This window comes from Streptomyces sp. NPDC089424 (assembly GCF_044749345.1).
Taxonomy (GTDB): Bacteria; Actinomycetota; Actinomycetes; order Streptomycetales; family Streptomycetaceae; genus Streptomyces.
On record NZ_JBIVHU010000008.1, the window covers coordinates 26131 to 38965 of the forward strand.

At 71.1% G+C, this 12835-nt stretch carries 15 protein-coding genes; 7 read left to right on the forward strand and 8 right to left on the reverse strand.

Translation table 11 applies throughout. The features are described 5' to 3' along the window. The first annotated feature begins 23 nt into the window (after window positions 1-23). Genes ACIP2X_RS29275 through ACIP2X_RS29285 form a run of 3 tightly spaced genes read left to right on the forward strand, consistent with a single transcriptional unit; the run spans window position 24 to window position 1911 of the window. Window positions 24-971 (forward strand): AraC family transcriptional regulator, encoded by a 948-nt coding sequence (locus ACIP2X_RS29275; protein ID WP_401679218.1) that lies wholly within the window; start codon window positions 24-26, stop codon window positions 969-971. Next, window positions 884-1606 (forward strand): AzlC family ABC transporter permease, encoded by a 723-nt coding sequence (locus ACIP2X_RS29280; RefSeq protein WP_401678361.1) that lies wholly within the window; start codon window positions 884-886, stop codon window positions 1604-1606. Before ACIP2X_RS29275 ends, ACIP2X_RS29280 begins: the two co-directional genes overlap by 88 nt. Continuing rightward, window positions 1603-1911, forward strand: coding sequence for an AzlD domain-containing protein (locus tag ACIP2X_RS29285; RefSeq protein ID WP_401678364.1), 309 nt, complete (start codon window positions 1603-1605; stop codon window positions 1909-1911). Before ACIP2X_RS29280 ends, ACIP2X_RS29285 begins: the two co-directional genes overlap by 4 nt. Window positions 1912-1974: 63 nt before the next feature. On the opposite strand, the gene ACIP2X_RS29290 is transcribed toward ACIP2X_RS29285, so the two are convergent. Next, window positions 1975-2919 (reverse strand): hypothetical protein, encoded by a 945-nt coding sequence (locus tag ACIP2X_RS29290; RefSeq protein ID WP_401678366.1) that lies wholly within the window; start codon window positions 2917-2919, stop codon window positions 1975-1977. An 80-nt stretch (window positions 2920-2999) separates the two neighbouring features. On the opposite strand from ACIP2X_RS29290, the gene ACIP2X_RS29295 reads away from it, so the two are divergent. The 4 genes from ACIP2X_RS29295 (at window position 3000) to recX (ending at window position 6812) form a co-directional block, all read left to right on the forward strand. Beyond that, window positions 3000-3194 carry a DUF3046 domain-containing protein gene (locus tag ACIP2X_RS29295; RefSeq protein WP_365445938.1) on the forward strand — a complete coding sequence of 65 codons (195 nt, stop codon included), beginning with the start codon at window positions 3000-3002 and terminating at the stop codon, window positions 3192-3194. 165 nt (window positions 3195-3359) lie between these two features. After that, a complete protein-coding gene (locus ACIP2X_RS29300; protein ID WP_401679221.1) occupies window positions 3360-4559 on the forward strand; it encodes an AI-2E family transporter in 1200 nt (399 codons plus the stop codon). A 324-nt stretch (window positions 4560-4883) separates the two neighbouring features. Next, complete coding sequence (gene recA, locus ACIP2X_RS29305) at window positions 4884-6011, forward strand: recombinase RecA (RefSeq protein WP_401678369.1); 1128 nt, start codon at window positions 4884-4886, stop codon at window positions 6009-6011. A 3-nt stretch (window positions 6012-6014) separates the two neighbouring features. After that, a complete protein-coding gene (gene recX / locus ACIP2X_RS29310; RefSeq protein ID WP_401678372.1) occupies window positions 6015-6812 on the forward strand; it encodes a recombination regulator RecX in 798 nt (265 codons plus the stop codon). A 154-nt stretch (window positions 6813-6966) separates the two neighbouring features. Here the strand turns inward: recX and ACIP2X_RS29315 are convergent, their stop codons facing one another. From ACIP2X_RS29315 to ACIP2X_RS29345, 7 genes are all read right to left on the reverse strand, one after another. Further along, a complete protein-coding gene (locus tag ACIP2X_RS29315) occupies window positions 6967-7374 on the reverse strand; it encodes a rhodanese-like domain-containing protein (protein WP_401678375.1) in 408 nt (135 codons plus the stop codon). 66 nt (window positions 7375-7440) lie between these two features. Further along, entirely contained in the window at window positions 7441-7992 is a 552-nt protein-coding gene (locus ACIP2X_RS29320) for a cysteine dioxygenase (protein WP_401678378.1), read from the reverse strand. 125 nt (window positions 7993-8117) lie between these two features. Beyond that, window positions 8118-8204, reverse strand: a complete 87-nt coding sequence (locus ACIP2X_RS29325) for a putative leader peptide (RefSeq protein WP_313960178.1) — start codon at window positions 8202-8204, stop codon at window positions 8118-8120. A 111-nt stretch (window positions 8205-8315) separates the two neighbouring features. Further along, window positions 8316-10052, reverse strand: coding sequence for an FAD-dependent monooxygenase (locus tag ACIP2X_RS29330; RefSeq protein ID WP_401678381.1), 1737 nt, complete (start codon window positions 10050-10052; stop codon window positions 8316-8318). 199 nt (window positions 10053-10251) lie between these two features. Continuing rightward, window positions 10252-11160 carry an amino acid ABC transporter permease gene (locus tag ACIP2X_RS29335; protein ID WP_401678384.1) on the reverse strand — a complete coding sequence of 303 codons (909 nt, stop codon included), beginning with the start codon at window positions 11158-11160 and terminating at the stop codon, window positions 10252-10254. Continuing rightward, a complete protein-coding gene (locus ACIP2X_RS29340) occupies window positions 11157-11834 on the reverse strand; it encodes an amino acid ABC transporter permease (RefSeq protein WP_401678387.1) in 678 nt (225 codons plus the stop codon). The genes ACIP2X_RS29335 and ACIP2X_RS29340 overlap by 4 nt, the downstream gene beginning before the upstream one ends. A gap of 121 nt (window positions 11835-11955) precedes the next feature. Beyond that, the gene (locus tag ACIP2X_RS29345; RefSeq protein WP_401678389.1) at window positions 11956-12795 is read right to left on the reverse strand and encodes a glutamate ABC transporter substrate-binding protein; all 840 of its coding nucleotides are present in this window, start codon (window positions 12793-12795) and stop codon (window positions 11956-11958) included. Window positions 12796-12835 lie beyond the last annotated feature (40 nt).

A 12835-nucleotide genomic window follows, 5' to 3' on the forward strand; every position in this document is an offset into this window, starting at 1 on the left:
CGGCCGTGACGGAGAATGAGGGCATGGGGTCGGGTGAGCGTGCGCGGCACTGGCAGTACCCGGAGCTGCCCGGTGTGGACCTGCTCCGGGCGCGCTACGTGCGCAAGACGTTCGTGCGGCACACCCACGAGCACTTCGTGATCGCGGCCATCGCGGACGGGGTGGAGGTCTTTCACCACGGCGGGGCCGATCAGTACGCGGGGGCCGGGGCGCTGGCGCTGGTCAATCCCGACACGCCGCACACCGGGCGGGCCGGGGTGCCCGAGGGGTGGCGCTACGGGGCCGTCTATCCCTCGCCCGACCTGGTGGCGGAGATCGCCGCCGAGACGACGGTGATTCGTGGGACGCCTGGCTTCGTGCGGCCGGTGCTGGAGGATCCGTACGCGGTGGGACTGGTGCACCAGGTGCTGCGTGCCGCCGACGAGGGGAACGCCCTCGCCGCCGACACGCTCCTGCGGGTCGCCGTGACGCGGCTGCTGCGGCTCAACGGCGGGGTGCTGCCGCGGCGCGAGGTGCGGACGGCGGGAGCGCGCGTCGCGGCACGCGCGCGGGAGGTCCTTGAGGTGCGGATGGCCGAGCCGCCGAGTCTGGAGAGGCTCGCCGAGGAGCTCGGGACGGGTCCGTTCGCCTTGCTGCGCGCGTTCCGGGAGTCGTACGGGATGCCGCCCCACACCTGGCTGACCGATGCCCGGGTGCGGCGGGTGCGGCAGCTGCTGGACGGCGGGACGGCGCCCGCGGAGGCCGCGGCGCTGGTGGGGTTCACCGATCAGCCGCACCTCAATCGTCACTTCAGCCGGATCGTGGGGGTCCCGCCGGGGGCGTACCAGCGCGAGCGCAAGAACGTACAAGACGAGGGCCGGGGAGTGCGCCTACCGTCCGGGGCGTGGCAGATCGGACAGCACTCGCAGACATACGAACCGACGGACGGCCGGATGCCGCCGTCGTACGGGACGCCCTCGGCGTCGGAGTAGCCGTAGGACTGTCGGGGTTCGCCTTCGGGGTGACCTCGGCGGGCAGCGGGCTCACCTTGTGGCAGACGTGTGCGCTCAGTCTGCTGGTGTTCACCGGCGCCTCCCAGTTCGCGCTGGTGGGCGCCCTCGCCGCGGGCGGCAATCCGTTCACCGCGGCGGCCGGCGCCTTCTTCCTGGGCGTGCGCAACGCCTTCTACGGGCTGCGGCTGTCGCAGTTGCTGGCCCTCCCGCGCGCGGTGCGCCCGTTCGCCGCGCAGTGGGTGATCGACGAGACGGCGGCGGTCGCGCTGGCCCAGCCCACGCGGCGCGGCGTCCGGATCGGGTTCACGGTGACCGGGCTCAGCCTCTACGTGCTGTGGAACCTGACCACGCTGCTCGGCGCGCTGGGGGCGGAAGCCATCGGCGACACCGCCGCATGGGGGCTCGACGCGGCCGGCCCGGCGGTCTTCCTGGCGCTGCTGGCGCCGATGCTGACGAGCGGCACCGAGCGGGCGGTCGCCGGGCTCGCGGTCCTTCTGGGGCTGGGGCTGCTGCCGGTGCTGCCCGCGGGGCTGCCGGTGCTGGTGGCCGCGCTCGCGGCACCGGCGGTGCTGTGGGCGCGTGGGCGCCGAGCCGGATCGGAGGAGAGCCGGTGAACGTCTGGATCGCGATCGGTGTCACCGCCGTCAGCTGTTACGCCGTGAAGCTCGCCGGGCTGCTGGTGCCGGCCGGCGTACTGGAGCGACCTCTCGTCAAGCGCCTCGCCGCGTTGCTCCCCGTCGCCCTGCTCGCCGCGCTCACGGCCCAGCAGACGTTCGCGGACGGGCGGGTCCTGGCGCTGGACGCCCGGGCCGCGGGCGTCGCCGCGGCCGCCGTGGCACTGCTCCTGCGCGCACCCTTCCTGCTGGTCGTCGCGGCGGCCGTGGTGGTGACGGCGGGGGTGCGGGCGATCAGCGGCTGACGCGCGAGGTCGGCCGACGGCGTGGAGTCGGCCCTCGTTACGGAGCCAACCGGTCGCGCGGAGTCAGCCGATGGCGCGGGCGTAGGACCTGAGGGTGCGCAGGGCCTGGATCGTCACCAGCGGGCGGGCCTCCAGTGCGGGGGCGGGGGCCCACCGGCGCCAGCGGATCGGCCAGCCGCCGTCCTCCTCCTGTTCGGCCGCCAGGAAGTCCAGGGAACGTTCCATCTCGTCATCGGTGAACCACCCGCGCGCGAGGGAGCGCGGCGTTCTGGCGTAGTCGTGCGGGAAGTGGTGCTCGCCCGGGGCGTACCCGGGAGCGACGGGCTGGGTGTTTCGACCGGCGGGATCGAGGGCGACGAGACGGTGCTCGCGCACCAGGCGGCCCAGACGCGCGGCGGCCGCCTCCGCGCGCGGGCGGTCGGGTGCGGAGTCGAGGAACGTCACCGCCGCCTGGATCTCGTAGGGATGGGACCGCTCCAGCGACTCGATCGCCTGCCAGCAGAAGTCGGTCGCCCTGAACAGCCAGGCGTGCCATACCTCGTTGCGGTGCAGGACGCCCACCACCGGCCCGGTGGCGAGGAGTTCGCTGGGCGGTTCCTCGACGACGGGCACGAACGGGGCCGTCGGATAACCGAGCTGACTGGGATGGACCGCGGGCAGAGCACCGTCCGGCGTGGAGACGGCGGTCAGATAGCGGCACACCCGCTCCACGCGCTGGCCGCCGCAGCGCCCGATGGCGTCCAGCACATGCAGGGCGTGCGCGGTGTGCAGCGGCTGGCTGACCGGACCGCGCAGATCGGGCTCCAGGGCGTGGCCGTATCCGCCGTCCTGGTTGCGGTACGCGTCCAGCGCCGTCTCCACAGGGTCGGCGCCGCCGTGGAGGAAGTGGTACGCGAAGAGGCGCTGCTCCAGCACGCGCGCGGTGAGCCAGACGAACTGCTCGGCGCGGAACAGCGGGGAGTGCGCCGGGGGCGTCGGGGGGAGTGATGAAGCTCCTGTTTCGGCCATGGCTCAGACCGTAGGACGGAAAGCGGTCTCGGCACGTGCTCCCGGCTCGGGCCCACTCTCAGGGGCGGGATACTGATGTCATGAGGTTGACGGTCTTCTGGGAGCGGATGGCGGAGCACTTCGGCACGGGGTACGCCGACACCTTCGCGCGCGATCACGTGATGTCGGAGCTCGGTGAACGCACCGTGTACCAGGCGCTCGACGCAGGCTGGGAGGCCAAGGACGTGTGGCGTGTGGTCTGCGCGGTCATGAACGTGCCGCAGGAAAGGCGCTGACCGGACAGGAAGATCGCACGACGTCACCCGATTGTCGGTGACGTGGGCGAGACTTGCATCGTGGCAGACGAGACAGGGCAGGCAGCAGCACCGCACGCATCCCCCACCGGCACGACGCCGCCGCCCCGGCCCCCGGCCGGCGGTCGCGTCACGGCCGGCGGGCGCATGCCGCGTTGGCTGCCGCGCGCCATGGTGCTGGCGCTCACCCTGGTCGCCGTCTTCCAGCTGGGCAGTTGGGCCTTCCACCAGCTCACCGGCCTGCTGATCAACATCCTGATCGCCTTCTTCCTCGCCCTCGCGATCGAGCCCGCCGTGAGCTGGATGGCCTCGCGTGGAATGCGCCGGGGGCTGGGCACCGGCCTGGTCTTCCTCGCCGTGATGATCGCCTCGGCGGGGTTCGTCACCCTGCTCGGCTCGATGCTCGCGGGGCAGATCATCACGATGGTCGAGGGCTTCCCCGGCTACCTCGACTCCGTCATCAACTGGATCAACGCCCACTTCAAGACCGAACTGCGGCGCGTGGACATCCAGGAGGGCGTGCTCCGCTCCGACTGGCTGCGCAACTACGTGCAGAACAGCGCGACCGGCGTCCTCGACGTGTCCGCGCAGGTCCTCGGGGGCCTGTTCCAGCTGCTGACGATCACCCTGTTCGCGTTCTACTTCGCCGCCGACGGCCCGAGGCTGCGCCGCGCGCTGTGCTCGGTGCTGCCGCCCGCCCGGCAGGCCGAGGTGCTGCGCGCGTGGGAGATCGCGGTCGACAAGACCGGCGGCTATCTGTACTCCCGCGGTCTGATGGCGCTCATCTCCGGGGTGGCGCACTACATATTGCTGGAGTTCCTGGGCGTGCCGTACGCGCCCGTGCTGGCCGTCTGGGTGGGGCTGGTCTCGCAGTTCATCCCCACCATCGGCACGTATCTCGCCGGCGCCCTGCCCATGCTGATCGCGTTCACGGTCGATCCCTGGTACGCGCTGTGGGTGCTGATCTTCGTCGTGATCTACCAGCAGTTCGAGAACTACGTGCTGCAGCCCAAGCTCACCGCCAAGACCGTGGACATCCACCCGGCCGTCGCGTTCGGGTCGGTCGTCGCGGGGACCGCCCTGCTCGGTGCGGTCGGCGCGCTGATCGCCATCCCGGCGGTCGCGACGCTCCAGGCGTTCCTCGGCGCGTATGTGAGGCGGTACGACGTGACGGACGACCCTCGGGTGCACGGGCACCGGAGGCAGGCCCCGGGAACGGGGCTGATCACGCGTGCGCGGCAGGTGTGGGGGCGGCTGCGGGAGGCGGAGTCCGGGGACACGCGGGGCCTGGGTGAGTGGGACGGCTCGGGCGAGTCGGGGGAAGGCTCCGCGGGCGGGCGTTCGTGACCTGAGTGCCCTTCCCGTACGGCCGGGGAGGCCGTCGCACCCCCGGGAAGCGGGGTGGGTTTCGGGGCGGTGGGGTGGAAACCGAGCCCGGTGTCGGTGCGCGGTCGTAGTCTCGGAGGTGCCGCGTGGTGAGCTTGACACCAAAATCGAACATCCATTCTTATGGAGGCTCCGGTGAGGCTCTCGGCGGGGATTTCCCCAGGGATTTGACACAGAAGTGCCCGAGTTATCCACAGGCCGGACCGGCGTCGGGGCGCATTGTCAGTGGCAGGCGTTAGCGTCTTTGACGTGAAGCGATCGACTCAAGCAAACCGGGTGGAACCCATGGCAGGTACCGACCGCGAGAAGGCACTCGATGCCGCCCTCGCACAGATTGAACGGCAATTCGGCAAGGGCGCGGTCATGCGCATGGGCGACCGGACGAAGGAGCCCATCGAGGTCATCTCGACCGGGTCGACCGCGCTCGACGTGGCCCTCGGTGTGGGCGGCCTGCCGCGCGGCCGAGTCGTGGAGATCTACGGCCCGGAGTCCTCGGGCAAGACGACCCTGACCCTGCACGCCGTGGCGAACGCGCAGAAGGCCGGCGGTCAGGTCGCCTTCGTGGACGCGGAGCACGCCCTCGACCCCGAGTACGCGCAGAAGCTCGGCGTCGACATCGACAACCTGATCCTCTCCCAGCCGGACAACGGCGAGCAGGCCCTGGAGATCGTGGACATGCTGGTCCGCTCCGGTGCCCTCGACCTCATCGTCATCGACTCCGTCGCCGCGCTCGTCCCGCGTGCGGAGATCGAGGGCGAGATGGGCGACAGCCACGTGGGTCTGCAGGCCCGGCTGATGAGTCAGGCTCTGCGGAAGATCACCAGCGCGCTCAACCAGTCCAAGACCACCGCGATCTTCATCAACCAGCTCCGCGAGAAGATCGGCGTGATGTTCGGCTCGCCGGAGACCACGACCGGTGGCCGCGCGCTGAAGTTCTACGCCTCGGTGCGACTCGACATCCGCCGCATCGAGACCCTGAAGGACGGCACGGACGCGGTCGGCAACCGCACGCGCGTCAAGGTCGTCAAGAACAAGGTTGCCCCGCCCTTCAAGCAGGCCGAGTTCGACATCCTCTACGGCCAGGGCATCAGCCGCGAGGGCGGCCTGATCGACATGGGCGTGGAGCACGGCTTCGTCCGCAAGGCCGGCGCCTGGTACACCTACGAGGGCGACCAGCTCGGCCAGGGCAAGGAGAACGCGCGCAACTTCCTGAAGGACAACCCCGACCTGGCCAACGAGATCGAGAAGAAGATCAAGGAGAAGCTGGGCGTGGGCGTTCGGCCGGAACAGCCGGCGGTCGAGCCGGGCACGGACGCCGCCGTCTCCGCCCCCGCGGACGACCCGGCCAAGGCGGTGCCTGCCCCGGCGGCGGCGAAGACCGCCAAGACCAAGGCCGCGGCTGCCAAGAGCTGATCCGTGACACGGCGAACCGACTGGGCCGAGTACGCATACCCCGACCCCGGCGTCCCGAGGGAGCCGGATCCGGGAAGCGCGGACGAGGGGGGCTTTGCCGGGGCCGGGCACGGTGAGGACGGGCAGGACGGCGGCTCGCGCGCCGCTGGGGGTGCGAGCGGTGGCGGTCGCTCTCGCGGGGGACGTGGCGAGGCCGGCGCACGGCGGGGGCGGGGGCGTCGCCGACGGGGCTTCGCGGAGTCGTCCGCAGAGGACGGGGGCACCTCCTCCTTGTCGAGGGCCGAGCAGGAGGAGTCCTCAGGGGACCCGGCTGAGCGGGCACGGGCGATCTGCCTGCGCCTGCTCACCGGGACCCCGCGTACCCGCAAGCAGCTGGCGGACGCCCTGCGCAAGCGGGAGATCCCGGACGACGTGGCCGAGGAGGTGCTGTCGCGGTTCGAGGAGGTCGGGCTGATCAACGACAGTGCCTTCGCCGACGCCTGGGTGGAGTCCCGGCATCACGGCCGTGGGCTGGCCCGGCGGGCGTTGGCGCAGGAGCTGCGGACCAAGGGGGTCGACTCCACGCTGATCGAGGAGGCCGTCGCCCAGCTCGACACCGAGCAGGAGGAGGCCACCGCGCGCGAGCTGGTCGCCCGCAAGCTGCGCTCCACGCGTGGCCTGGACCGCGACAAACGGCTCCGGCGGCTGGCGGGGATGCTCGCGCGGAAGGGGTATCCCGAGGGGATGGCCTTGCGGGTGGTCAGACGGGCGTTGGAGGAAGAGGGGGAGGACACGGAGTTCTTGGGCGAGGACGGGTTCTAGGCGCGCAGGACTCCCGGGTGTTGCGCGCACCGCGCGCCCCCGCCGCCTGCTGCCCAGTGGACCACCGGGTCTTGGTCGTGAGTCATGGGCGGGCGGTCGCGGGTGTGCCGGTCACGGAGGGCGGTCGCGGGTGTGCCGGTCATGGGTATGCCGGTCACGGGTGTGCCGTCACGGGGAGCCCCGCACTCCGCCAAGCCTGGAAGCCCCCCGTCAGGTCGGTCGCCCGCTTCAACCCCAGGCGGTGCAGGGACTCCACCGCGAGGCTGGACGCGTACCCCTCGTTGCAGACGACCACGACACGCAGGTCGTGGCCGGTGGCCTCGGGTACGCGATGGCTGCCGAGCGGGTCGAGGCGCCACTCGAGTTCGTTGCGCTCGACCACCAGGGCACCGGGGATCAGACCGTCGCGTTCGCGGAGGGCTTCGTACCGGATGTCCACGAGGAGGGCCTCGCCGGCCCGGGCGGCCTCGTAGGCCTCCCGCGCTTCGATCCGTACGTACCCCTCGCGCACCCGCTCCAGCAACTCGTCGATGCCGACCGGCACTTCACGCTCGCCGCTCATCGTTCCTCCTCAACGCCCTTGTGTGGCCCGCGCGTCCAGCGGTGCCCTGACGCACCGGCCGAGATCTCACTGCCAGTCCTCCGGCCGTTCGACCTGCTCCAGCCGCAGCACGTTCCCGGACCGGCTGTACCGGCGGATGCGTGGCAGCGGCGGGTAGTAGGCGTGCACGGAGACGGCGTGCCGGTCGGAGGACTCGTTGAGCACCTCGTGGACGTGGTGGTGACCGAAGGAGCGGCCCCGGCCCGCCGGCAGGTGGCGCGACCGGTCGACGTCCTCGGTGAGTTCGAGGGTCTTCCAGCCGTCGGTGGGCAGCCGGGCGGCGAGGGAGTTCTCCTGGAGTGCGCCGCGGGCGGTGAGGAAGGCGCCGACCGAGTCGGCGTGGTCGTGCCAGCCGGTGCCGGTGCCGGGCGGCCAGCCGATGAGCCAGGCCTCGCTGCCGCCGGGCCCTTCCAGCCGTACCCAGGTACGGCCCTGCGGGTCGAGCGGAAGCGAGTCGATCAGCGCGTCGTCCGCGGCCGTGCGGCGGACGAAGTCGAGAAGGTCGGCCTGCGTCGGCGCGCCGACGGATCCCGCGGCGGAGGCGATTGCGGTGGAGGCAGTTGCGGTGGAGCCGGACACGGCGATGGACTCCGCGGCGGAAGCGGATGCGGAAGCGGAAGGGGAGACAGACAACGTGCACCGTCCTGATGAGCGTTCGCGTGAGCGCGCGGCGAGGAGTCAGCGGCGCGCGGAGAGAGGCGAGGTCAGCAGGAGGGGCGACACACGCAGCCCGCATAGCGGACGAGGTCCATATGGACCCTCCGCCACAGGCGCACACAGGTGTCGGTCACGATCCGGAGTACACCACGCCGGTCCGGACCGGTCAACTCTCCGCCACCCTGTGGACAAGGAGGCGGGCGGCGGAGAGGACATGGCGGGTGCGGTGCCCGGCAGGAGCGGCGTCAGCGTGATCCCGCCGTGGCTTCCGCCGTCGCCTGGGCCGGGCCGCCCAGCGCCGCCTCGGCGGCCGCGTACAGGTCGGCCGGTCGAACGCCGTTCAGGGCGGTGACCAGATGTCCGTCGGGACGGATCAGGAGCACGGTGTGGGCGGAGGCGCCCGGGTAGCGCTCGGCGACCAGCAGCTCGGCCGGGTGCGGCAGCGCCATGACGGCGGCCGCGAGCCGGGGCATGATCCCGGCGGTCACCCAGTGCTTGCGCTCCCAGACGCCGGTGCCCGGGGCGATCAGCACGACGAGGAGCGCACCGCGTCCGAGCCGGTCGCGCAGTCGTACGAAGGAACCATCCTCCGCAGTGACCCGCACATCCGTCACCGGCGCCCCCGGGGGTGTCTCGACGGGGACCTCCGCCTCGATGGGCGGGGGCGCGAGGGGCGAGTCGGCGTAGGCGGCCGTCTGGCCCAGCGGCCCGCGCCCCAGGTGGCCGTCGGTGAGCAGCGCGTCGTGGCCGCGGCTCGTGCCGGGGACGTAGGCGCGCAGGGCGCCGCCGCCGCGGAGCAGGGGCAGCACCTGGTCGGCGGCGCGCAGCCGGGCGGCGACGATGGCGCGGCGCTCGGCCTGGTAGCTGTCGAGAAGCGCTTCGCGAGGTCCGTGGTGCCAGGACAGGGACAGTTTCCAGGCGAGGTTGTCGGCGTCCTTGAGCCCCTCCTCCAGTCCCTGGGTGCCGAGCGCGCCGAGCAGGTGGGCGGCGTCCCCGGCGAGGAAGACCCGGCCGACGCGCCAACGGCGGGCGAGGCGATGGTGGACGGTGTGGACGCCGGTGTCCAGCAGTTCGTACGGCGGGGTGGAGCCGCCCTTCCAGCCGGCGAGGGTCTCCCGGATGCGGGTCACCAGCAGCTCGGGCGTGACCAGGTCCTTGCCGGGGGGCAGCAGCCAGTCGATGCGCCAGACGCTGTCGGGGAGCGGGCGGGCGGTGATCTCGCCGACCGAGGGGCCCGACGTCCGCCACGGAGGCGTGCGATGGAGCAACGCCTGGCCGGGCCAGGGGAGTTCCGTGCGCAGTGCGGCGACGGCGTATCGTTCCACCGCCGTACGGCCGGGGAAGCGGATGTCCTGGAGCTTGCGCACGGTCGAGCGGGGGCCGTCGCAGCCGACCAGATAACTGCCGCGCCACCAGGTGCCGTTGGGGCCGCGGGTGTGTGCGGTGACGCCGGAGGCCTCCTGCTCGACGGTGTCGAGCCTGCTGTCCACGGCGATCCTGGTGAGGGGCTCGTGCTCGACGGCCGCGCGCAGGGCGTCGGTGAGGACGTGCTGGGCGAGGTGCAAGGGCGGCTGCTCGGGGGCGGCGCCGGTGGTCACGGCGTAGTCCGAGCCGAGTTGGCGTGCCGGGTCCGCAGGGCGCGGGCGGTCGGGCTCGGTGGTGTTCGGGCGGGGGCCCGCGCCGACGACGCCGCCGGAGGCACCGGCGTGGCCGGGGTCCTCGAAAGTGACCTCGCGAACCACCTGCTTGCGCCGCATCGACCGCCATCCGGCCCAACGGGTTCCGACCTCGTCGAGCGGCACGCCGGTCAGTCGTTCCATGAGCGCGGCGGTGTCCTCGCGCAGGACGAGGGTGCGGGCGAGCCGTGGTTCGTCCTTGCCCGGGCCCTCGTCGAGGACGACGGAGGGCACTTCCTGGCGTGCCAGCGCCAGGGCGAGCGTGAGCCCGACGGGCCCCGCTCCGACGATGATCACCGGATCCACGCGGCGCTCCCTGTCCGCGGCGGTGCCTTCGGAGACGTGTGTGAACAGGAGGTTGGAGCAGGGTGCACGATCACAGAACGTATGCAACCCATTGCCGGTGCTTGCGTCAAGTGACGAGGGGCAGTGGCGATCATGCCACTGCCCCTCATGTCACGGAAGGCCCTGACGTGCCCTCAGGTGTGAGCCCCGGAACCAGCCCTCAGGTGGTGCCTCCGGTGTCGACGCGGGAGGCACCGCCGACCTCGCCCGCGTTGAGCTCTTCCACCTGTTCGGCTCCGAGCACCGTGCCGGTGCTCTTCTTGCTGCGCCTGAGCCTGGCCTCGAGCCACGCCGCGAAGCTGGTCAGGGCGAAGTTCAGGACGATGAAGAGGATCGCCACGACGATGAAGCTCGGGATGACGTTCGCGTAGTTGGCCGCGAGCGTGCCGCGCGCGCTGACCAGTTCGCTGAAGTTCAGCAGCACGCCGCCGAGCGCGGTGTCCTTCACGATGACGACCAGCTGGCTGACGATGGCCGGGAGCATCACCGTGACGGCCTGCGGCAGCAGGATGGTCCTCATCGTCTGGCTCTTGCGCAGCCCGATGGCCTGGGCCGCCTCCGTCTGCCCCTTGGGCAGGGCGAGGATGCCGGCCCGGACGACCTCGGCGAGGACCGAGGCGTTGTAGAGCACCAGGCCGGTGACGACCGCGTACAGGGGCCGGTCATCGCTGCTGACGTCCGTGGAACGGGCGTAGAACTCGTTGGCGAACAGCATCAGCAGCAGCACCGGGATGGCCCGGAAGAACTCCACGACCGCGCCGGCCGGAACGCGCACCCACCGGTGGTCGGACATGCGTGCTATGCCGAATATGGCGCCCAGCGGCAATGCGATCACCATGGCCAGCGCCGCGGCCTTCAGGGTGCTGCCGAGCCCCGGCAGCAGATACGTCGTCCAGGCCTCGCCCTCGGTGAAGGGCTTCCACAGGGCCCATTCCAACTGGCCCTTCTCGTCCAGGACCTGCCAGACCCACCACGCGAGCAGCGCGAGCAGGACGATGAAGACCACCGTGAAGATGAGGTTGCGCCGCTTGGCCTTGGGGCCGGGGGCGTCGTACAGAACCGAGGTCACCGCTTCACCGCCAGTCGCTTGCTCAGCCAGCCGAGGAACAGGCCGGTGGGCAGGGTCAGTACCACGAAACCGAAGGCGAAGACCGCGCCGATGAGCAGGGTTTGGGCCTCGTTCTCGATCATTTCCTTCATCAGCAGCGCGGCTTCCCCGACGCCGATCGCCGCCGCCACGGTCGTGTTCTTGGTCAGCGCGATGAGGACGTTGGCCAGCGGGCCGATGACCGCGCGGAACGCCTGGGGCAGCACGATCAGCCGCAGCACCTGGCTGAAGCTCAGCCCGAGTGCGCGGGCCGCTTCGGCCTGCCCGACGGGCACGGTGTTGATGCCGGACCGCAGCGCCTCACAGACGAAGGCGGCGGTGTAGGCGACCAGGCCGAGGATCGCCAGCCGGAAGCCCTGGAGGTCGAAGTTGTCCGGCGCCCCCATCGTCACCCCGAAGATGTCGGCGAGGCCGAGCGAGGTGAAGATGATGATGACCGTGAGGGGGATGTTCCGGACGATGTTCACATAGGCGGTGGCGAAACCGCGCATCAGCGGGACCGGGCTGACCCGCATCGCGGTCAGCAAGGTGCCCCAGACCAGCGAGCCGATGCCGGAGAACACGGTGAGCTGCACCGTCACCCAGAAGGCGCCCAACAGGCTCGGGTCGTCATAGTCAGAAAGAAAGTCGAACACGATCTCCCGCGCTTCCGGGTGGTGTGTGACGAACGTTGCGGGCAGGGCACGCCACCGCCGCCGGGACGGCGGCCGGCGGCGACGCGCCCGCGTAGCACTCCGCTAGATGCGGAATCCCGCGTTACGAAACGATGGTGCCGATCTTCGGCGCGGGCTCGTTCTGGTAGTTGGCCGGGCCGAAGTTGTCCGCGACGGCCTTGTCCCAGGCCTTCTCGCTGACCATCTTCTCGAGCGCTTCGTTGATCTTGTTCAGGGTCTCGGAGTCGCCCTTCTTGATGCCGATCCCGTAGTTCTCGTTGCTCAGCTTCAGGCCCGCGAGCTTGAACTTGCCCTTGTACTGGTCCTGCGCGGCGAAGCCCGCAAGGATCGAGTCGTCGGTGGTGACCGCGTCGACGGCGCCGCTCTGCAGGCCGGCGATGCACTCCGAGTAGGTGCCGTTCTGCTTCAGCTGGGCGTCGGGGGCGATCTCGTCCTTGACGTTCTGCGCGGAGGTGGAGCCGGTCACCGAGCACAGCTTCTTGCCGTTGAGGTCGGTGCCCTCCTTGATGTCGGAGTCCGCCTTGACCAGCAGGTCCTGATGGGCCAGCAGGTACGGGCCGGCGAAGTCGACCTTCTCCTTGCGCTCGTCCGTGATCGAGTAGGTGGCGGTGATGAACTTCACGTCGCCGCGGGCAAGGGCGTTCTCACGGTCGGCGCTCTTGGTCTCGACCCACTCGATCTGGTCGGCCTCGTAGCCCAGCTCCTTGGCCACGTAGGTGGCCACGTCCACGTCGAAGCCGGAGAACGAGCCGCCCGGCTCCTTCAGGCCGAGACCCGGCTGGTCGTACTTGATGCCGATCTTGATCTTGTCGCCGCCACCCGAGCCCGAGTCCGAGTCGCCGTCGCCGCCGCCGCACGCGGTGGCGGTCAGGGACAGGACAAGTGCGGTGGTCGCCGCGGCGGTGGCCTTGCGGAGCTTCATGTGAACATCCTTTGCGTGGTGAAGTGGAGGGCCGTCCGGT